We start from the raw sequence: 18,710 nt of genomic DNA, 5'->3' as shown, positions 1-18,710 counted from the left end.
AGCTTAATTGCAAAATGGCGGAGCTGGGGGTAGTGTTACTTTCCTGTTTATATAACCAGTGTTTATAGATCCTCCTATGACGTCATCACGCCTTAATATTCGCCGCCGCCAAAGCCTTGCTCATCAATTGCCAGATAGCTTACCCGCACTTATTCAGCGCCTTTATGCCAGTCGTGGCGTGGTCAGCCCTGAGCAACTTAATTTAAGTGCTGCTAACTTACTTAAGCCAGAATTTAAAGGCATGGCTGAGGCGGTCAAGGTGTTGGTGCAAGGTTTAGAGGCTCAGCGCAGCATAGTAATAGTGGGCGATTTTGACTGTGATGGTGCTACTAGTTCGGCTCTTATGGTGCATGGCTTGCGCGCCATGGGCGCGAGGCAAGTGCAATATTTGGTGCCTAATCGCTTCGATTATGGCTATGGCTTAAGCCCGCAGGTCGTCGAAGAAGTGGCGCGCATGGGCGGTGAGCTGTTGATCACCGTCGACAATGGCATTTCCAGTGTAAGTGGAGTTGCCGCAGCAAATGCAAAAGGTATGCAGGTAATAGTGACCGATCATCACTTGCCAGGTAATGAGCTGCCCGATGCAGCAGCCATTGTTAACCCTAATCAAGAAGGCTGTGCGTTTCCTTCTAAAAACTTGGCAGGGGTGGGCGTGGCCTTTTATTTATTATTAGCACTGCGCGCCGCTCTCACCGAGCAAGGCTGGTTTCAGCGTTTAGGTATTACTGCACCTAATATGGGTGAATACTTAGATCTCGTGGCACTGGGTACGGTCGCCGATGTGGTGGCGCTTGATGGCAATAATCGGGTATTAGTGCATCAGGGCTTACAGCGCATGCGCGCCGGTCGGGTACGGCCGGGTATTCAGGCGCTGATCGATATTTCCCAGCGTAATCCATCGCGCTTAGTGGCCAGTGATCTTGGCTTTGCGCTGGGGCCACGCTTAAATGCAGTAGGGCGCCTTGATGATATGTCGATGGGTGTGGCTTGTTTACTCAGTGAAAATTTAGATGAAGCACGAAAGCTTGCTGCCATGATGGATGAGCTTAACCGTGAGCGTAAAGCCATTGAAGCCAGCATGCAGCATGAAGCGCTGGCCAGCCTCACTAAAGTTAATATTAGCCAAGGTGAGTTACCTCATGGCTTAGTGCTGCATCAAGATGACTGGCACCAAGGCGTGGTGGGCTTGGTGGCCTCGCGTATTAAAGAGCGCTATCACAGACCGGTCATTGCCTTTGCTGAAGCGGGAGAAGATGAACTTAAAGGCTCGGGCCGCTCCATTCCTGGCGTGCATTTGCGGGATTTACTAGAAGAGATAGACCGCCAACAGCCTGGAGTCATTGATAAATTTGGTGGTCACGCCATGGCGGCCGGCTTATCTTTAAGAAAATCGGCACTGGCTCCCTTTAAAGCCGCCTTTGAGCGAGTGGCGGCGACTTGGGTGAGCGCCGAGTTATTAGCTGGTGAAATTGTAACGGATGGTGACCTTGCGAGCGAAGAGCTCATCTTGCCGTTAGCGGAGCAAGTGCGCGCCGCTGGTCCTTGGGGACAGTCATTTCCTGAGCCCTTATTTGATGGCGAGTTTAGAATTATTAAACAGCGTTTAGTGGGTGAAAAGCATTTAAAATTAGTGGTGAGCATTGATGAAGGTCGCAGCCTCATTGATGCTATTGCCTTTAATGTGGACTTAAGTGTCTGGCCTAATGCGGCTATCAATAAAGTGCAGCTCGTATATAAGTTAGATATTAATGAGTGGCAGGGTAAACAATCGCTGCAACTCATTGTTGACAATATAGCGCCGCTATAATAATAAACAAAATCAATAGCATAATTTCGCCGCGCTTATTTTAAATGATAGTTCAACATCATTATGTTTTAGCCTGTAGTATGCCCCTAGCGCTGCACTGTTATTAATTATTACTATGGCCTTTTACAACAAAGGCCATTGAGAGTGCAATTTTTTTAGATTTAATTATTGTGCGAGATTTTATGACCTAAGCTCAAGGCAAGCTTAGGCTAGCGTACACTTATTGATCTGGGCTTAGGGAGAAGACAGATGAGATGTAATATGGGCAAATTAGATAGGAGCGTGCGAGCCCTAGTCGGTATAGTGTTAATTGCACTGGTTTTTGTGGGGCCACACAGTGCGTGGGGCTGGCTGGGCGTGTTGCTCTTAACTACGGCCGTGCTGGGGTTTTCCCCGTTTATTCTATGTTAGGGATCAGTACTTGCTCCCCACCTAAGCCTTGATCCACAGGCATTAATACCCTCTTTAAAAAGGGAGCGTTAGCGCTCCCTTTTGCTATTTAAGCACTGTGACTACTTATTTAAGAATAAAAGCACTCACTAAGTTATTTAATTTTCCGGCTTGCTCATATAAGCCTTTAGATTGGGTGAGTGAGTTATTGGCGTCTTCGGCTAATTCATCGGCCACGTCTTTAATGGTGGTGGTGTTTTGGGTAATTTCACCGGTCACTTGGCTTTGTTCTTCGGCGGCAGTGGCAATTTGGCTGGCCATATCGGAGATGAGCGCCACTGAGCTGGTGATTTCGGTAAGTACCACGGCGGCAGCTTCGGCATCTTCGACACTCAGCTCGGCTAAATTACGACTGGTATCCATTAACTGTACCGCTTCTTTAGTGGCACTTTGTAAAGTAGAAATGGTGACTTGGATCTCCTCGGTAGACGCATGAGTACGCTGCGATAATACCCGCACCTCATCGGCCACCACCGCAAAACCGCGACCCTGCTCGCCGGCTCGCGCCGCTTCGATGGCGGCGTTCAGCGCTAACAGGTTGGTTTGCTCGGCGATGCCTTGAATGGTGGATAACACGCTAGAGATATTTTGTGCATGTAAATTAAGGCGCTCAATCACCTCAGAAGCGTGCACCATTTCTAAAGACAGTAATTGGATAGAGTCACGGGTTTTATTGACCTGCTGTTTACCTTGAGCAGTATTGTTACTGGATTGCTGAGCCGCGGCGGCGGTTTGCTCGGCGTTATTAGCGATCTCTTGCGTAGCCGAAGCCATCTCGGTCACAGCGGTGGCCACCATAGTCACTTCTTGTTGCTGGCGGCCTAAGTCGGTCACGGTTTGATTAGCCCGCGCCGAGGCTTGCTCAGCAGCATTTCCTAAATACTGGGCTTGGCTGCGAATTTGACCAATCAGCTCGGCTTGACTGGCTACAAAGCGGTTAAAGTTAGTGGCGAGCATACCCACTTCATCTTGGCTTTGAATATCAATACGACGCGTCAAATCCCCTTTACCGCTGGCAATTTGCTCTAAGGCATGAGAGACCCGTAATAAAGGCGCTAATAGCCATTGCACTAATAAGCTAATTAATATCACTGCGACCACCACCACTAGGGTGGCAATGCCTAATTGCTGTAATAAGAGAGGCGTAAGCGGTGCTTCTAGGGCATTTTTGTCGAGCACCATCAGTAACTGCCAATCAGTATTAGGAATGGCTTGGCTATAAACTAATTTATCTTTATCACCTAGCTGTACCTGATGCAGCGCATCACTTTTAAGCCATTGCTCTTGATTAGCGACGTTAATATCGCTATCGATTTTACTGGCAGGCTGCAAAATAAGGGCTTCATCGTGATAGGCGATAACGGTGCCATCACGGCTTAGCATCATAGCGTAACCTTGAGCGGGAAGCTGAATATCATTAATGTCTTGAATCAGCTTACTAATGGTCACGTCACCGGCCATTACCCCTATTAGGCGACCATTTTGCTTAACGGGCGTAGCGAGGGACACCACAGTGCCAAGATCGGAAGCATCTTCGTAGGGCGAGGTAATGATAGGGCCATTTTTTTGCGTGGCTTGCTGATACCAAGGGCGAGTACGGGGGTCATAACCTGCATCTTCACTAATGGAGATACTGTACTGAGTTTGACCTTGAGTATTACTAAAGTAGGTAACGGCAAAATGACCGCTTTCTTCTGCTTGAGTCAGTGCCGCGCTTGGACTCTGTGCCACTTGTTTGCCTGCAGCAATCAGCATGCGTTCGCGAATTTCAAACCAGTAAGATACTTTTTCTGCTTCACGCAAACTTAAGTTAGCCACTAAAGTTTCGCTATCTTCATAAAGTTGGGCTTTTAAGTTCATAAAGCTAATGGTACTTAACGCCGCCACCGTGATAGTGATGGCGATAATAAAACTCAGCAAAATCTTATGTTTTAATTTTAAGTTATTCATATTTTATCTTCACATCAAGGGCGGTGTTATAGCCGTATCTTATGCCAAATATTTAAATTAAAGTTAAAAATAAGATAAACATACGTTAATAGTGTGACCAGTGACAAATCTCGCAATGGCTGCTGCGTTTATGGTCAGCTTTCGGTAGAATTAGCCCCTGATGTGGCAAACGCCACCTGCACCGTTTAATCACCCGTGCTATCACTCAGTTCAAGAGAGAGTCATTAGACCCATGTTAGAAGTTAACCCTGTGAATAATAAACTTAAGGAGCTGTCCGAACGGACCCAGCTTCTTAGGGGGTACCTTTGACTATGACGCTAAAAAAGAGCGTCTAGAAGAGGTAAACGCCGAGCTAGAACAGCCGGATGTATGGAATCAGCCCGAGCGTGCCCAAGCACTGGGTAAAGAAAGATCCGCACTGGAAACCGTGGTTGAAACCCTCGATGAGTTAGACCGCGGCATCGTCGATATCGCCGAGCTGGTTGAGCTGGCGCAAGAAGAAGACGACGAAGAAACCTTTGAAGAAGCCCAAGCCGATGTAGAGCTGCTAGATAAAAAGCTGATTGATCTTGAGTTTCATCGCATGTTTTCTGGCGATCACGACAGCAACGATTGCTACCTAGACCTACAATCTGGCTCGGGCGGTACCGAGGCCCAAGATTGGTGCAGCATGGTGCTGCGCATGTATTTACGCTGGGGCGAGTCGCGCGGCTTTAAAACCGAAATTATTGAACTCTCCGATGGCGATGTGGCTGGCGTTAAATCCGCTACCGTGAAATTTAGCGGCGACTATGCCTTCGGCTGGCTTCGCACCGAGTCTGGCGTGCACCGTCTAGTGCGCAAATCGCCCTTTGACTCGGGTGGACGGCGTCACACCTCATTTTGCTCGGCCTTCGTTTATCCAGAGATTGATGACAATATTCAAATCGATATTAATCCGTCTGATATTCGCACCGATACCTACCGCGCCTCGGGTGCCGGTGGTCAGCACGTTAACCGCACCGACTCCGCGGTGCGCTTAACCCACGAGCCCACGGGCATAGTGGTGCAGTGTCAAAATGACCGCTCTCAGCATAAAAACCGCGATCAGGCGATGAAACAGCTGAAAGCCAAGCTCTATGAATATGAGCTACAAAAACAAAATGCAGAAAAACAGGCCATGGAAGACAGCAAGTCTGACATTGGCTGGGGCAGTCAGATCCGCTCTTATGTGTTGGACGACTCGCGCATTAAAGACTTACGCACTGGCGTTGAAACCAGTAACACGCAAGCCGTACTCGACGGTAGTTTAGACAAATTTATTGAGGCCAGCCTCAAGTCTGGACTTTAATCAGTTTTTATTAAGGCAAATCATGACAGAGCAAGTACAAGACGAAAATAAGCTGATCGCCGAGCGCCGTGCCAAGCTTGATCACATTCGCAAAGATTGTCCGGCCAATGGCCACCCTAATAACTTTCATCGCGAGCACTTAAGCGTCGATCTGCAAGCCGAATTTGGTGAGCTTGATAAAGAAGCACTCGTTGAGCTGAATAAAACCGTATCGGTGGCGGGGCGCATTATGGCCAAGCGCGGCCCGTTTTTGGTGCTGCAAGATGTAAGCGGTCGTATTCAGGCTTACACCACTAAAGACGCGCAAGCCATTATTAAAGATAAATACGTCGGCCTAGATATTGGCGATATTATCGGTGTGACCGGTATTTTGCATAAATCTGGCAAAGGCGACTTATACGTGAGCATGGATAACTTCCAATTGCTAACTAAAGCGCTGCGCCCCTTGCCTGAGAAATTTCACGGCTTATCGGATCAAGAAACTCGCTATCGCCAGCGCTATTTAGACTTGATCACTAATGATGAGTCGCGCACCACCTTTAGAGTGCGCTCACAAGTGGTGGCGGCCATTCGTAAATTTATGAATGATCACGACTTTATGGAAGTAGAAACACCCATGATGCAAGTGATCCCAGGCGGCGCCTCGGCTCGCCCGTTTATCACTCATCACAATGCGCTGGACATGGACATGTATTTGCGTATTGCGCCCGAGCTGTATTTAAAGCGCTTGGTGGTGGGCGGCTTTGAGAAAGTATTCGAAATTAACCGTAACTTTCGTAACGAAGGCTTATCGCCGCGTCATAACCCAGAATTTACCATGATGGAATTTTACTGGGCTTATGCTAACTACCAAGATTTAATGGACTTCACCGAGGACATGCTACGCACCGTGACTACCGAAGTGCTGGGCAGCTCTACCGTGCAATACGGTGAAGAGACCTTTGAGTTTGGTCAGCCTTTTGCACGTTTAAGCATGAAGAACTCGATTCTGGAATTTAATCCACAAGTGACCGCCGAGCAGTTAAGCACCTTAGACAGTGCGCTTGAGATCGCTAAAGACTTGAAGATTAAAACGGAAAAGAGCTGGGGCTTAGGCCGAGTGATCACCGAGATCTTTGAAGAAACCGTTGAGCATCGCTTAATTCAGCCGACCTTTATTACCGAGTATCCGGCTGAAGTGTCACCGCTGGCGCGCCGTGATGATAAGGATCCCAGCATAACCGAGCGCTTTGAGTTCTTTATCGGCGGTCGTGAAATTGCCAACGGCTTTGCCGAGTTAAACGACGCCGAAGATCAGGCGCAGCGCTTCTTAGATCAAGTCAACCAAAAAGAAGCCGGTGACGATGAAGCCATGTTCTTCGATGAAGACTATGTAGTGGCGTTAGAGCACGGCTTGCCCCCCACCGCCGGCCAAGGCATAGGGATCGACCGTTTAGTGATGTTGTTAACCAACTCGCACACTATTCGCGATGTGATCTTATTCCCTACACTGCGCCCTAGCGCAAAGTAGGCTTTTTCACAGAGAAAGTGCCGCAACAAGAATAAACAATAAAGAGTAGGCGTGAGGATAAATCCTCACGCCTTTTTTATGCTGCTCATAGCGCGCACTATTTAGGTATGAGCGCTTATAACTTAGCAGCTTTACTAAATAGGTAGGCCAATCAGTGAGGGCGCCTGCAACTTATTTAACAGCGGTTGCTGTTAGCTAAAGCTTCACGTTAGCATACGCCAGTCACTCCTATTGGATCGCTATTTTATGAATGAAACTTGGACTCAAGCCGCCGTTATTTTTATTGTGGTAGTGGGCACCGTCTTACTGCTAACCATAGTGGGGCTTACCATTACGGGTTGGCGCATGTATCGTGCCGATAAGCGCCAAACCGTGCACAGTATTCGCCGTAACTATCCCATTATTGGCCGCTTTCGTTATGTGTTTGAACACTTAGGGGAGTTTTTTCGCCAATATTTCTTTGCCATGGACCGGGAGGAAATGCCCTTTAACCGCGCGCAGCGCTCTTGGGTATATAGAGCGGCCAAAAACGTAAATAACACCGTAGCGTTTGGCTCTACTCGAGACTTATCTAAGCCCGGCACTTATTATTTTTTAAACTGCCCCTTTCCTACCTTAGAAGAAGACGCCGTTTCTACCCAGCCGCTGCGTATTGGCTCCAATTGCCGCACGCCTTATGATGCACCGTCGTTTTTTAATATCTCCGGCATGAGCTTTGGCGCGCTGTCAAAGCCGGCAGTCCGTGCTTTAAGCATGGGGGCGGCTAAAGCCGGTTGCTGGATGAATACCGGTGAGGGCGGCTTATCGGAGTATCATCTTGAGGGTGGCTGTGATGTGGTTTTTCAAATTGGCACCGCTAAATACGGCGTGCGTAATCATGAAGGCAAACTAGATGACGAAAAGCTCAAAGCCATTAGTGACATTGAGCAAGTTAAAATGTTTGAAATTAAGCTCTCCCAAGGCGCTAAGCCAGGGAAGGGCGGCATTTTACCGGCCGAAAAAGTTACCGCAGAAATTGCAGCGGTGCGCGGCATCCCCGAAGGCGTGGCTTCCATTAGCCCAAACCGCCATCCAGAAATTCGCTGTATCGACTCCTTATTAGACTTTATAGGCCATGTGCGTGAAGTTACCGGCAAACCGGTGGGTTTCAAATTAGTGCTCGGCACCACCGAGTGGTTAAGTGATTTTTGTGAACGCATTAGTGCGCGCGGCGTAGATTGCGCGCCTGATTTCATTACCCTAGATAGCGCCGATGGCGGCACCGGTGCCGCGCCTATGCCATTAATGGACAGCGTGGGTTTGCCACTGCGCGATAGCTTACCGCTATTAGTGAATCAGCTAATTCGATCCGGCTTACGAGATCGCATTCGAGTGATTGCCTCGGGTAAACTAATTAACCCCACCGATGTTGCTGCTGCACTGTGTATGGGCGCAGACTTTATTGTCTCGGCGCGCGGCTTTATGTTTGGCTTAGGTTGTATTCAAGCCTTGCAGTGTAATAAAAATACCTGCCCCACCGGCATTACTACTCATAACCCGCGCTTACAGCAAGGGCTAGTACCTGAAGTAAAAGCCGGCCGCATTGCCAGCTATCACAATAACTTAGTGCATGAAGTAGAAACCATTGCCCACTCTTGTGGCGTAGTTGAACCCAGATTACTCACCCGCGAGCACGCCGCCGTGGTGGTGGATGGTGGCGGGGTAGCGCTTAATCTCCTTTATCCAGAAACGTCAAAAAAATTAAAGCCAGAAATTAAAGAGTCTTAATAGTTAATTAACTACTTAAAACTAAGGTGTGGCCAAAAAGCTACGCCTTTTCTATTACAGTATTAGTGGGTTGTCGCATTTATAAATGCACTGGTTTGAGGCGGATCAGGCTTTATGTATCCTACAAACAGGAAAGTATGCAGACACGATTTTCTACCAAGTAGATCAATGTTTTGATGCTAAAGTCGTTTATAATTAAGTACCTATTTTAATACTTAATAGGTAATCTCAAATACAAAAAAGAGTAAGTTTACTAATAAGTTGTTAAGCGCCATATAAGGCAGAGATCATGCAATCTGGTGAGAAAGTAAAAAATAGTTTCTTTAGTCTGCTCGGTAAATCCATGCGTTTATTGCATGAAGCTGAGCACACAGATGATAATTTTTTAAAGCGATGCCTTGTTACATCCTCTATCTTGACAAGTATTTATTGTTTAGAGGCTGCTTCAAATAGTATTCTTGAAGCATTAGATGAGAAGGTCAGTGAAAAAGACTACCATCTTCTTGAAAAGTTTGAGTTGGTTTTACTTAATAATACTGATAATAAAATAGATAAAGGATGTAAAGAATACCAATCTGTAAAACGACTAATTCAGCTGAGAAATGAGAGTGTACATTCTAAAGTCTACTCTAAAAAATAATTTATAAATCAGAAAAAAAGATGGGAATTATGCTTGGTATCATCAAGAGTTAGAAAGTGTTTCTCCAAAAAATAAGCCTATTCAAAATTTAACTTTAGAAATAGAAAGCTGGTCTGTAAGCGAGGCTGAATTATCTATTCAGGCCGTTGTTTCTTTTTTAAACATCTATGTGTGCAAATGGTGGGGTTTAGATAAGAATGTTCGTGATTATATCTTCTTACCGCAGAGTAATGTAGCAAAGCATGGTGGTAAGTTAATGTACGACATAGATACATTAAAAATGCTAAAAATATATGAGAAGCGGATAGAATTGAAGTTTATTAATTTACCAGCGTTATTGGAACCTACCGCTTAACAAGGCCAATCACAAACGCCAGCAAACTGACTGGACTCGATTACGCTCGCCTATGTTGGTGAAGACTTAATAGGCCAGTTATCTCAGCAGTTTTTTTAAGCGAGAGTTTTAACATCAATGGCTTGTTGGGTAAGTTAATTGGAGCCAGAGAATAATTGCTTCAAATATGCGCGGCAACTATTCTCTGACTTCGGTTTGAGAAGACGGTATTAAAAAGCGAAACGTCACTGCCAGTCGAGGCCGTCTTGCTGGGGGAGTGTGAATTAGCGCGGCCTTAAGATTTTTACGGCTCTGGCTCGTGGTCCACTTCATCGATGATGGAGGTTAAGTGACTCAAATCGGCCTCGCTAAGGGCAAGATAGGCCGCGGCTTTTGCATTATCCGCTTCGAGTTCTAGGTTCTGTTCGAACATCTCCATTACTTCATCTTTACGTGCGTCTTTATCGAGGATACGCAGTAACTTTGCGCGATAATCGTCAGCGTTGTGCTCTACCATATAAACCTCCTTAAGGTTTGGGCGCAAATAAGGCCATAAGGTGTTGCAGGCCACTGTTGTTAACACTCTAGCATATGGCCTTAGACCGACACTCAAAGAGTGTGAGTTTGAATTTTTGAGATCTTAGCGACTCTTTGCTAGCAACGAGGCTCAGTCTAAGCCGCAGTGACCGTGGTTTATTTATAAAAACCAAATCGGCGTACACATATCTCTACTTCAAATTCCTCACCAATCGCCACTACTGCAACACTATTGATCTCGGTTTGTTGAAACTCTGTTTCGGTGCGATGCGCGAGCAATTGCTCAAAGGGCACAATGAATCGAGTCCAATGTGGTGCTACGGCTAAGGTGTAGCGAAAAGATTGCCAAGGACGAGTGAGCTGAGTAGTTTTTACATGCAAGTTATAATGGTGTGAATTGCCGGCCAGCTCGATAAATAGCCCTTTATAGTCAGCACTTAACTCACTGGGCTCAATATCTAGCTTCATTTGCACAAAGCCACCGTTATTATCCAAGCTGGTACGCCCCGTTAAGCAAGTAGCAGTCGCGTTTTGATATTGCGTTTGGTGTAAGTCCCCACTGGAAACGCCACCCATCACCTGATCGCTGATCATCTTCCAAGCTGAAGGCTCATGTTGAGTACTGTTATAAACATCAATGAGTTGCTCCGAGGGTACAGCTGGGCCGTGCGTCTTTATTTTTTCATTCATCAGCGTTCGCTCTCCTTGCTAGTATCTAATTTATGACGGAATTAATCACAGATTAGCAGATAGGCTGAGCTATTAATTTCGGACATTTAAATTGCAGCTCAGGTTATTGCTTAGTCTTATTATTCAAACTTCAGGTAGATGAAAAGTAGGGGGCGCAGCACCATTGCCCGTCAATTTGGTAAGCCATAAAAATAAGTGCTAAATAACTTAAGCAGCCCTAAGAGCTGCCATTTTTCAGTTACTGTCCTAAGGTGGCAAGCATCGCGACTATTTGCTGCCAGTCTATTTGAGCAAATTCTGCTTCACTAAACTCTTGTTTAAAGCGCTCGGAATATTCGGCTTTCACTTCTGCGGCTAAGCCTTTTAAGCCGATGTAACCGGTTTTGGCTTCGGTCGCTTCATTGATTAAAGGCAGCGGGTGAGTTTCTTTAATATGTTGATACATGGCTTTGGTGGGGGCATTGGTAAATTCAGTATTCACAATCTGCGCTCCTTAATAAAATGTGGTATCAATTTAGGTTTAAGTCTTTAATAAAAAATACCGAGCTTAGCTCGGTATCATGACGGTGGGCTTTATAAGGTTTCCGCAGTCGTGTTTACTACTTCTTTTGCTCGCTCTTGCTGGTCTTGATCCTGACAATGCACGATAACCGTCCACTGGCCGGTGCGAGAGGCGGTGCGTGTTTTCGCTATCATGGAGTCATGATCGGGGCGCAACGACACTAAACCGGCCAGTAATAAACCAAAGATGGTGAAGAAAAAACCAAAGACGATAAAGGTAAATAGGGGACTAGAGCGGGTTAATACCGGCCCTACACTGACTAGGATCAAGGCCACCACTAGGCCTAATACTAACCCAGCACCACCAAATACTAGATGGGAGCGTGCTAGCGTGCGGCGAATGCCTGTGACTTCTGGCTCTAATTTGCGCGCAATTAAAGGATCATTAGGCTGCACGATATTAATTTGAGTTCTTGGGATCTGAGCGTGCTCGGTTAAGCGTTGCACCGCTTGTTCTGCTGACTCGCGGCTGGGATATTCTGCACTTACTTTATGAGGAAAATCTTCGCCAAGTAAAACAGTATGGTCAGTCATTATCAGCACCTCCATCAGAGTGTTTGATTCAGGTTTCAATTTAACTGTAGCAGCTGATTACTAACATCATGGCTTAAAAAGTGGTTTGTTTGAGTCTTTTTAATTGCCAGCGTCACAAACTGTCGAACCCTCACCGCACTTTTTTAACTATACTGGCAAACGAGTTATTAAAAACCGGATGGAGGAGCCATGCCTTATTCTGCTAATAAAGACTTACCCGATAATGTAACGAATGTATTGCCAAGCCATGCTCAGGATATTTATCGCGCGGCCTTTAATAGTGCTTATGATGAGTATAAAAGTGCTGAAGAACGCCAAGGCGATAGCTCTCGCGAAGAAACGGCGCATAAAGTGGCGTGGGCGGCGGTAAAGCATAAGTACGCGAAAGGGGAAGATGAGCGCTGGCACCCTAAAAAATAATGCTGTACTGCAGGTTAAGAAAGGCCGTCTATTCAGGCGGCCTTTAGCATTCATTAGAGGCTTAAGAGAGGTTTATTTTGCAGTCTATACACATCGATATAGTGTCAGATATTGCCTGCCCTTGGTGTGCTATTGGCTATGCCCGATTAGAGCAAGCGATGGCACAGTTAAGCGCAGATTATCTATTTACGCTTCATTGGCGCGCTTTTGAGTTACGTCCTGAATACCGCGGCCAAGGTGAGCTTATTTTGCCGGCGTTGGCACAAAAGTATGGGCGTAGTGAGCAAGAGATGCACCAGATGCAAGCCCATCTGCAAACGCTTGCTCAATCGCTAGGGATTAATTTTAATAAAATTCACGCGCGTCCTATTTGTAATACGTTTGACGCCCACCGCTTAGTTAAATGGGCGGCAGAGCAGGGCTGGCAAACGGCGCTGACTCAAGCGTTATTTAATGCCTATTTTGGACAAGCGAAAGATGTGTCTCAGCCAGAGGTCTTACTCGATTGTGTGAGTGAAGTAGGGCTCGCGGTTGCGCCGGCGCGCACTGTGTTAGCTAATAATGACTATGGGGCTGTGGTGCGAGAAGAACAAGCCTATTACCAGCAACTAGGTATTAGCTCGGTACCGGCTTTTATTATTAATGATCAGCATTTGCTCACGGGAGCTCAAGAGCCCGCGGCTTGGCTTGATGCCATCGCTGAGCTAAGCCCGCTGGCGCGGACTTAGCTTATTTAAGTGAGCAAACTAGTGAATAACCAAGCGTTTTAGCCAATCTAATAACGCGGTAGGTAGTTGCTCAGGTCGTGGCAGTAGTGCGTAATGGTGGGCACCAAAAATGCGTGGCAAATAGCTGGGTGCTTGGCGATCTATAGTTAAGCAAAATGCAGAAATGCCTTGCATGGTGGCTTCAATAACGGCTTGGCGCATATCTTCTACACCGTATTGCCCTTCGTATTCGTCTTTATCATTGGGTTTGCCATCAGATAAAAACAGTAACAGGCGATGGCTGGCAGGCTGTTGCATTAAAGAGTGCGTAGCATGGCGAAGGGCGGCACCGGCGCGCGTGTAGCGCTCTGGCTCAAGGCCACTAATACGCAATGCCACTTCATTACTAAACGGCTCATTAAAGCTTTTCAGCTCACGCAAGATAACTAAGTCGGGTCCCTCGCCGGAGAAGGCTTGTATGCAATAGGGCTCGCCCATGCTTTGTAGCGCAATGCACACTAACAATAAAGCTTCACGCTCCACATCAATAATGCGTCTATTTTCGCTCACCCAGCTGTCGGTAGAGCCACTAACATCTATGAGTAAGGTAATGGCTAAGTCGCGCTCGGCAGTGCGTCGTGTTTGATAAAGGGCATCAGATAAGGCGCCACCGGCGCGAAAATCGCTGTAGCTTTCAATCCAAGCGTTAAGGTCAATATCGTCACCATCGAGTTGCTTGCGCTTAGTAACACGACGCGCGCTAAGCATTTCAAAGTTGCGCTTAATTTGGTTAAGCAAACTTTGATGGTGCTCTAGCGTTTCATCTACCCACGCTTGAGTGCCTAATAAGTTTGGCAGCACGCGCACTGTGGCACCGGGCTCACGATAGGTTTGGCTACGAAACTCCCATTCCGGATAGATAATACCGCGCTCTTCTTGTACCGCGCGCTTGAGTTGCATGGCGGTATTAGTGTCGGGCGGATCGTCGGCTATCAATACTTCTTTTGGCGTGCCAGGTGTTGATACTAATCGCGCTTCGGGTAAGTCTGACAACATGTCGCCAAAGTCATCGGCGCTGGTGTCTTCATCTTTATCCATGGGGCGATTAAGACCAAAAGGATCCTCGGCTTGCTGGTGCGGCTCATCGAGTTGCACCATAAACAGGCCTTCTTCTTCTGGCTCTTCATCTTCATCTTCTAGCGCTTCGCGCACTTCTGGACGGCGTGGCAAATGACTGCTGCGCGGATTATCTGCGCTAGGCTCACGGGTGGCGTCTTGCTCGTCTTGCTGAGGCGAGGAAGTGGCATTTGCCGCACTGGCAGGGCGCAGCTCACCGGTCCACCAATCTTTAAGTAGCGGCGCGCCACCAAGATCAAACTCTCGATGTTGAGGGTCTGGGTGCTCGGGCGTATTGATTAATAGCGCTTTGCTGTGGATTAGCTCTTGAGCCAACCAACGAGATTGAGCAGGATGGCTGCTCAGCGGCATTTTAGAGTCTGACACTGAGCTTTCTAGTAATTGGCGAAGCCATAATTCGAGCGGGCGGCGCGCCTTAGAAAAGCGGGTCAGCGGCGGGCGCTGTTGTAGAGCATGCAAGCGAGCGCGCTGCACCGCATCGGTCATGCCAGGCAATTGGCGCACCAGCTCCGCATCACACGCCCACGCTTCTAATAATAAATACACATCTTGTTGCAGGGCCGAGGTGAGTCCGTGTGGCTCAACACTGCCACGCTGAGCGCGCAATGCTTGTTGCAGTGCCATCACGCGATACAGCTCATAGCCTTGCTGGATATCGGTTATGTTAGTGTCAGCCGGTAGCCATATATAGCGGCCATTAGTGGCGGGAATGGCGTTTTGTAACCAAGGAGCCTGTACCCGACCAAATAGCCGCGATAAAAAAGTGGGGTGCGCCGGGTGCTGAGCTAAGCGCAGAGCATAGCTTTGACCCATAACAGCGGTAATTAATAAGTCGAGACGGGGAGCCACATCCACCAGCATTGCCGTGGGTGGGCCAACAGGAAGCGGGCGATAACGCCGCCACATTTTACGCGTAAAAATGGTGGCATGTCGCGCCGCGTCGCTGAGTAGGTCTTCGGGTTCTGCCATATTAGATGAAAGTGCCGTCTACGAGATCACGCAAGGCGTCTATCATAGAGGGCTCATCAGATAAGGGTGAAACGATAGCAGCATAGCAGGCTTCGCGAAGCCCAATACCGCAAGTAGATAAGGTGGCCGCAGCAATTAATAAGCGGGTGCTGGGCACTTCACTTAAGCCGCGATCTTTAAGTTGGCGAATTCGCAGTGCCAGCGACACTAAACCGGTCGCCGTTGCATGGTCTACGCCACTTTCATGGCGCACTATATTAGCCTCATGCTCGGCAGCAGGAAAGTCTAAGTCCATGGCCACAAACCGCTGGCGAGTACTGGGCTTTAGATCTTTTAGCATGCGCTGATAACCGGGGTTATAAGACACAACTAACTGAAAGCCAGGTGCAGCTTGGAGATTTTCGCCGGTTTTATCGATAGGTAAAATGCGCCTGTGGTCAGTGAGGGCATGTAATACCACCACTGTATCTTGGCGCGCTTCTACTACTTCATCTAAATAACAAATAGCCCCTTGGCGAACAGCCCGCGTAAGCGGGCCATCTTGCCAAACTGTGCCATCGTGTTGAATAAGGTAGCGGCCAATTAAGTCACTGGCCGCCAGATCGTCATGACAAGCAATGGTAATAAGCGGGCGCCCAAGGCGCCACGCCATATGCTCAACAAAACGCGTTTTACCGCAACCCGTAGGACCTTTAAGCATCACCGCCAGCTGGTGAGCATGGCATTGTTCAAACAACTCCACTTCATTACCGGCTGGCTGATACCAAGGTTCGCTGGCGGATGCCTCCGCCAGCGGGCGTAAGTCTGGATTCATTCCCATGTTATAACCTGCGCTCAGTCACAATGACTGGGTCGTTCACATCATTGCCTAGTGCATCTGTTTCTGTCACTTCAAAACGCGGTCTGCGGCGGAAGAAGTCAAAGATAAACAGGCCAGCACCTAAGGAGAACATAGAGGCTGAGGCGATAAGCATAATAAAGTGTACTTGGATTTTAAGCTGAGCATCTAAGTAACCCATGCCCATAATGCGCTCTAAATACACCTGACCAATGCCGGCAGTCGCAAAGGAAATGGTCATGCCAAACATGCCACCCAGCTGCAACCAGAATGCCCAGTAGCCAATGGCGGGGTTATGATCTTTACGGCTGTGCGTCAGTGACGGTAAAGCGTAAGCGATCATCGCCAGTACTATCATGGCATAAGCACCATAGAAAGCGGCGTGGCCGTGCATGGCGGTAACTAAGGTACCGTGAGTCCACTTGTTAACACTTGGCCAAGTATGAGCTAAGCCCAACAGGCCGGCGCCAAACAAAGTGAAAATGGCACTACCTAGTGTCCAGTGCAGAGCTAGGTTATTGGGGTGCGATAAGCCTGAGCGACGCATAGCGCCATAGGCATACATTGCCATACCAATAATTGCTAACGGCTCAAGAGCACTAAAGAAACCACCAATCGGTAACCAGTAATAAGGTACACCTACCCAGTAGTAGTGGTGCGCGGTGCCCACAATACCGGCCAAGAATACTAAACCTACGATGACATATAGCCATTTTTCCATGACTTCGCGGTCAGCACCCGAGAGGCGGATCAAGAGATAGGCTAAGAAGCTACCCATGATCATCATCCACACGCCTTCTACCCACAGGTGAATGGTCCACCAGCGGTAGAAAATGGATACTGTGTAGTTTTTATATTCCAGCAAGGCGGGGAAAAATAACACCGCGGTGCTCACTAAGCCCAGTACTAACACGCCTTCTGTGGTAGTAAAACGGCCAGACTTTTTAATGGTCATGCCAATGTTATACAAGAAAATCAGCATACAAATGACGATGACGATTTTATGAGGCAGGGGCTGTTCTAACAGCTTGTTGCCAGTACCGTAGCGGAACAGGTAACCGACAACGGCGGTTACACCCATTAAGGTCCACAGGATCAACTGGATATAAGCCAGTTTTACACTGTGTAGCTCAGTTCTAGATTCGTCTGGAACTAGCCAGTAGGTGGCACCCATAAAGCCGGTAAGTACCCATACGATCAATAAGTTAGTGTGAATAACTTTAGTCACGTCAAAGGGCAAGACATAAAGTAGCGGATCCGGGCCTAAGTACTTGGTGGCGGAAAGCAAGCCAAATACGAGCTGCAAACCGAATAACACCATGGCCACGGCAAAGTACCAATAGGCGACTGCCTGGGACTTATAGCGCATTGTAATTCTCCTTTATCACGGTGTCGTACGAATACGACGGCCGTTAGCGATTATTTTAAGGTTGCAAGAAAGGCCACGAGCTGATCAATTTGCTCTTCAGACAGACTTTCAGCATAGCTATTTGGCATAAACGAAGTCCCACCGGCCGAGTACATATCACCGGTAACTAAGTGGGCTGAGGGCTCCACAATAGACTCATGCAAATAGGCTTCTACATCTTTCGCTTTCCCTTGGTACTCACCACTGGCAAGTAGTTCTTCGGTACGTGTCACCACGCCCGCTAAACTTGGGCCTGCGCCATCGGCACCAGGTGTTAAGGAGTGACATGCTTTACACGTAGGAACGGCGCTGGCAAACACTTGCTCACCTAAGGCGCGTGGATCACTGTCGCTATTAACCGGCGTGCTGCCTGGGCTGGCTACTGCAGGTGCGGCACTGGCGGCTTGGCTAAAGCCACCCGTCACCAAGATGGGTCTTGGCGGCCAGTTTTGGTTATCAACTTCACTCACCCAGCCTAAGAAAGTCACCAGATCCACGATTTCTTTTTCGCTAAGATCTTGTTTAGGCATTAAGCGACGGTGTTTGTTTTCATCGTAAAACTTAGAAGGATCACGCATATAAGCGTGCAGATAGGCTTCCCCTCTATGCTGAGTGATCTTGGTTAAATCCGGTGCATAATAAGCACCCTCACCAAATAAGGTATGGCAGTTAATACAGTTATATTTGTGCCATACGTCTTTTCCATGAACTACTTCTGGCGTGATCTTGTCAGCATTAGTGAGTTCAGGAAATTGTCGGTGACTGTCCACTGTCATCCCTAAAAACAAGATGGCAGCGAAGGCGGTCGAGCCGATAGCAAATAGCCGAGCTTGTCTATTATTCATAATGGTGCCTCATTCTTAGACGCTAATCCCAGTCCAGTGGGTCACTGTCATGGTAAACGCATAAAGCACGGCTACTACCATTAGGCCGAGCACCACAAAACTCGCAATTCTTATCGGTTTATAGAGATTATTAAGCTGCATGCGCATTCTCCCCCAGAGGTATTTCACATAACTCTAATGTATTGTTTTTATTAATAATGGACGATGGTAAAAGACTTATTATCCACTTACCAGCCGTGCTATAGCCCAAAACAAAGCGCTATTTCTATAATAGG

Annotated in this window: 17 protein-coding genes; 8 read left to right on the top strand and 9 right to left on the bottom strand. The window is 47.6% G+C overall.

The genetic code is table 11. The annotated features are described in order from the left end of the window. Nucleotides 1-76: 76 nt before the first annotated feature. Together recJ and CBP12_RS08155 are read left to right on the top strand one after the other, a co-directional pair. On the top strand, nucleotides 77-1,807 hold the full coding sequence (recJ, locus tag CBP12_RS08160; RefSeq protein ID WP_086963989.1) for a single-stranded-DNA-specific exonuclease RecJ: 1,731 nt from the start codon (nucleotides 77-79) through the stop codon (nucleotides 1,805-1,807). A gap of 249 nt (nucleotides 1,808-2,056) precedes the next feature. Next, nucleotides 2,057-2,218, top strand: coding sequence for a YgaP family membrane protein (locus CBP12_RS08155; protein WP_332454881.1), 162 nt, complete (start codon nucleotides 2,057-2,059; stop codon nucleotides 2,216-2,218). Between the two features lie 105 nt (nucleotides 2,219-2,323). On the opposite strand, the gene CBP12_RS08150 is transcribed toward CBP12_RS08155, so the two are convergent. Then, nucleotides 2,324-4,207 carry a methyl-accepting chemotaxis protein gene (locus tag CBP12_RS08150; protein ID WP_086963988.1) on the bottom strand — a complete coding sequence of 628 codons (1,884 nt, stop codon included), beginning with the start codon at nucleotides 4,205-4,207 and terminating at the stop codon, nucleotides 2,324-2,326. A 232-nt stretch (nucleotides 4,208-4,439) separates the two neighbouring features. Here CBP12_RS08150 and prfB point away from each other — a divergent pair. The 4 genes from prfB (at nucleotide 4,440) to CBP12_RS08130 (ending at nucleotide 9,455) form a co-directional block, all read left to right on the top strand. Then, nucleotides 4,440-5,538 (top strand): peptide chain release factor 2 gene (gene prfB, locus CBP12_RS08145; RefSeq protein ID WP_157420079.1). Its coding sequence is split into 2 segments (ribosomal slippage): nucleotides 4,440-4,514 and nucleotides 4,516-5,538, totalling 1,098 coding nucleotides; the frame shifts between segments, so codons are not numbered across the junction. Nucleotides 5,539-5,560: 22 nt separating this feature from the next. Then, nucleotides 5,561-7,048: a lysine--tRNA ligase gene (lysS, locus tag CBP12_RS08140; RefSeq protein ID WP_198341776.1), complete on the top strand. Its 1,488-nt coding sequence runs from the start codon at nucleotides 5,561-5,563 to the stop codon at nucleotides 7,046-7,048. Nucleotides 7,049-7,294: 246 nt separating this feature from the next. Then, the gene (locus tag CBP12_RS08135; RefSeq protein WP_086963987.1) at nucleotides 7,295-8,815 is read left to right on the top strand and encodes an FMN-binding glutamate synthase family protein; all 1,521 of its coding nucleotides are present in this window, start codon (nucleotides 7,295-7,297) and stop codon (nucleotides 8,813-8,815) included. Nucleotides 8,816-9,104: 289 nt separating this feature from the next. After that, nucleotides 9,105-9,455 (top strand): hypothetical protein, encoded by a 351-nt coding sequence (locus CBP12_RS08130; protein ID WP_086963986.1) that lies wholly within the window; start codon nucleotides 9,105-9,107, stop codon nucleotides 9,453-9,455. 638 nt (nucleotides 9,456-10,093) lie between these two features. Here the strand turns inward: CBP12_RS08130 and CBP12_RS08125 are convergent. The 4 genes from CBP12_RS08125 to CBP12_RS08110 all read right to left on the bottom strand — a co-directional run bounded on the left by CBP12_RS08125 (nucleotide 10,094) and on the right by CBP12_RS08110 (nucleotide 12,111). Beyond that, nucleotides 10,094-10,306, bottom strand: a complete 213-nt coding sequence (locus tag CBP12_RS08125; RefSeq protein ID WP_086963985.1) for a hypothetical protein — start codon at nucleotides 10,304-10,306, stop codon at nucleotides 10,094-10,096. A gap of 176 nt (nucleotides 10,307-10,482) precedes the next feature. Beyond that, complete coding sequence (locus CBP12_RS08120) at nucleotides 10,483-11,016, bottom strand: CIA30 family protein (protein ID WP_086963984.1); 534 nt, start codon at nucleotides 11,014-11,016, stop codon at nucleotides 10,483-10,485. 238 nt (nucleotides 11,017-11,254) lie between these two features. Beyond that, a complete protein-coding gene (locus CBP12_RS08115; RefSeq protein WP_086963983.1) occupies nucleotides 11,255-11,497 on the bottom strand; it encodes a hypothetical protein in 243 nt (80 codons plus the stop codon). A 92-nt stretch (nucleotides 11,498-11,589) separates the two neighbouring features. Next, the gene (locus CBP12_RS08110) at nucleotides 11,590-12,111 is read right to left on the bottom strand and encodes a hypothetical protein (protein WP_086963982.1); all 522 of its coding nucleotides are present in this window, start codon (nucleotides 12,109-12,111) and stop codon (nucleotides 11,590-11,592) included. A 189-nt stretch (nucleotides 12,112-12,300) separates the two neighbouring features. On the opposite strand from CBP12_RS08110, the gene chaB reads away from it, so the two are divergent. Then, nucleotides 12,301-12,531, top strand: coding sequence for a putative cation transport regulator ChaB (chaB, locus tag CBP12_RS08105; RefSeq protein ID WP_086963981.1), 231 nt, complete (start codon nucleotides 12,301-12,303; stop codon nucleotides 12,529-12,531). A 77-nt stretch (nucleotides 12,532-12,608) separates the two neighbouring features. Next, nucleotides 12,609-13,259: a DsbA family oxidoreductase gene (locus tag CBP12_RS08100; RefSeq protein ID WP_086963980.1), complete on the top strand. Its 651-nt coding sequence runs from the start codon at nucleotides 12,609-12,611 to the stop codon at nucleotides 13,257-13,259. A gap of 18 nt (nucleotides 13,260-13,277) precedes the next feature. Here CBP12_RS08100 and CBP12_RS08095 read toward each other — a convergent pair whose 3' ends face one another. Genes CBP12_RS08095 through CBP12_RS08080 form a run of 4 tightly spaced genes read right to left on the bottom strand, consistent with a single transcriptional unit; the run spans nucleotide 13,278 to nucleotide 18,435 of the window. After that, nucleotides 13,278-15,344, bottom strand: coding sequence for a nitric oxide reductase activation protein NorD (locus tag CBP12_RS08095; RefSeq protein ID WP_086963979.1), 2,067 nt, complete (start codon nucleotides 15,342-15,344; stop codon nucleotides 13,278-13,280). 1 nt (nucleotide 15,345) lies between these two features. Next, complete coding sequence (locus CBP12_RS08090; RefSeq protein WP_269765806.1) at nucleotides 15,346-16,164, bottom strand: CbbQ/NirQ/NorQ/GpvN family protein; 819 nt, start codon at nucleotides 16,162-16,164, stop codon at nucleotides 15,346-15,348. Nucleotide 16,165: 1 nt separating this feature from the next. Then, the gene (locus CBP12_RS08085; protein ID WP_086963978.1) at nucleotides 16,166-17,551 is read right to left on the bottom strand and encodes a cbb3-type cytochrome c oxidase subunit I; all 1,386 of its coding nucleotides are present in this window, start codon (nucleotides 17,549-17,551) and stop codon (nucleotides 16,166-16,168) included. A gap of 50 nt (nucleotides 17,552-17,601) precedes the next feature. Beyond that, the gene (locus CBP12_RS08080) at nucleotides 17,602-18,435 is read right to left on the bottom strand and encodes a c-type cytochrome (RefSeq protein ID WP_086963977.1); all 834 of its coding nucleotides are present in this window, start codon (nucleotides 18,433-18,435) and stop codon (nucleotides 17,602-17,604) included. Between the last annotated feature and the right edge of the window lie 275 nt (nucleotides 18,436-18,710).

Origin of the sequence: Oceanisphaera avium (assembly GCF_002157875.1) — a bacterium.
In the GTDB taxonomy this organism is placed as follows: domain Bacteria; phylum Pseudomonadota; class Gammaproteobacteria; order Enterobacterales; family Aeromonadaceae; genus Oceanimonas; species Oceanimonas avium.
The sequence above is the reverse complement of the archived record's forward strand: the minus strand, read 5'-3'. Positions and strand labels throughout refer to the sequence as shown.

What these genes read in the sequence shown, in the direction of transcription:
- CBP12_RS08135 (WP_086963987.1), top strand. Translation starts at nt 7,295, where the DNA reads ATGAATGAAACTTGGACTCAAGCCGCCGTTATTTTTATTGTGGTAGTG.
- CBP12_RS08155 (WP_332454881.1), top strand. Translation starts at nt 2,057, where the DNA reads ATGAGATGTAATATGGGCAAATTAGATAGGAGCGTGCGAGCCCTAGTC.
- CBP12_RS08080 (WP_086963977.1), bottom strand. Translation starts at nt 18,435, where the DNA reads ATGAATAATAGACAAGCTCGGCTATTTGCTATCGGCTCGACCGCCTTC.
- CBP12_RS08085 (WP_086963978.1), bottom strand. Translation starts at nt 17,551, where the DNA reads ATGCGCTATAAGTCCCAGGCAGTCGCCTATTGGTACTTTGCCGTGGCC.
- recJ (WP_086963989.1), top strand. Translation starts at nt 77, where the DNA reads ATGACGTCATCACGCCTTAATATTCGCCGCCGCCAAAGCCTTGCTCAT.
- CBP12_RS08120 (WP_086963984.1), bottom strand. Translation starts at nt 11,016, where the DNA reads ATGAATGAAAAAATAAAGACGCACGGCCCAGCTGTACCCTCGGAGCAA.
- CBP12_RS08125 (WP_086963985.1), bottom strand. Translation starts at nt 10,306, where the DNA reads ATGGTAGAGCACAACGCTGACGATTATCGCGCAAAGTTACTGCGTATC.
- CBP12_RS08095 (WP_086963979.1), bottom strand. Translation starts at nt 15,344, where the DNA reads ATGGCAGAACCCGAAGACCTACTCAGCGACGCGGCGCGACATGCCACC.
- CBP12_RS08130 (WP_086963986.1), top strand. Translation starts at nt 9,105, where the DNA reads ATGCAATCTGGTGAGAAAGTAAAAAATAGTTTCTTTAGTCTGCTCGGT.
- lysS (WP_198341776.1), top strand. Translation starts at nt 5,561, where the DNA reads ATGACAGAGCAAGTACAAGACGAAAATAAGCTGATCGCCGAGCGCCGT.
- chaB (WP_086963981.1), top strand. Translation starts at nt 12,301, where the DNA reads ATGCCTTATTCTGCTAATAAAGACTTACCCGATAATGTAACGAATGTA.
- CBP12_RS08150 (WP_086963988.1), bottom strand. Translation starts at nt 4,207, where the DNA reads ATGAATAACTTAAAATTAAAACATAAGATTTTGCTGAGTTTTATTATC.
- CBP12_RS08110 (WP_086963982.1), bottom strand. Translation starts at nt 12,111, where the DNA reads ATGACTGACCATACTGTTTTACTTGGCGAAGATTTTCCTCATAAAGTA.
- CBP12_RS08090 (WP_269765806.1), bottom strand. Translation starts at nt 16,164, where the DNA reads ATGGGAATGAATCCAGACTTACGCCCGCTGGCGGAGGCATCCGCCAGC.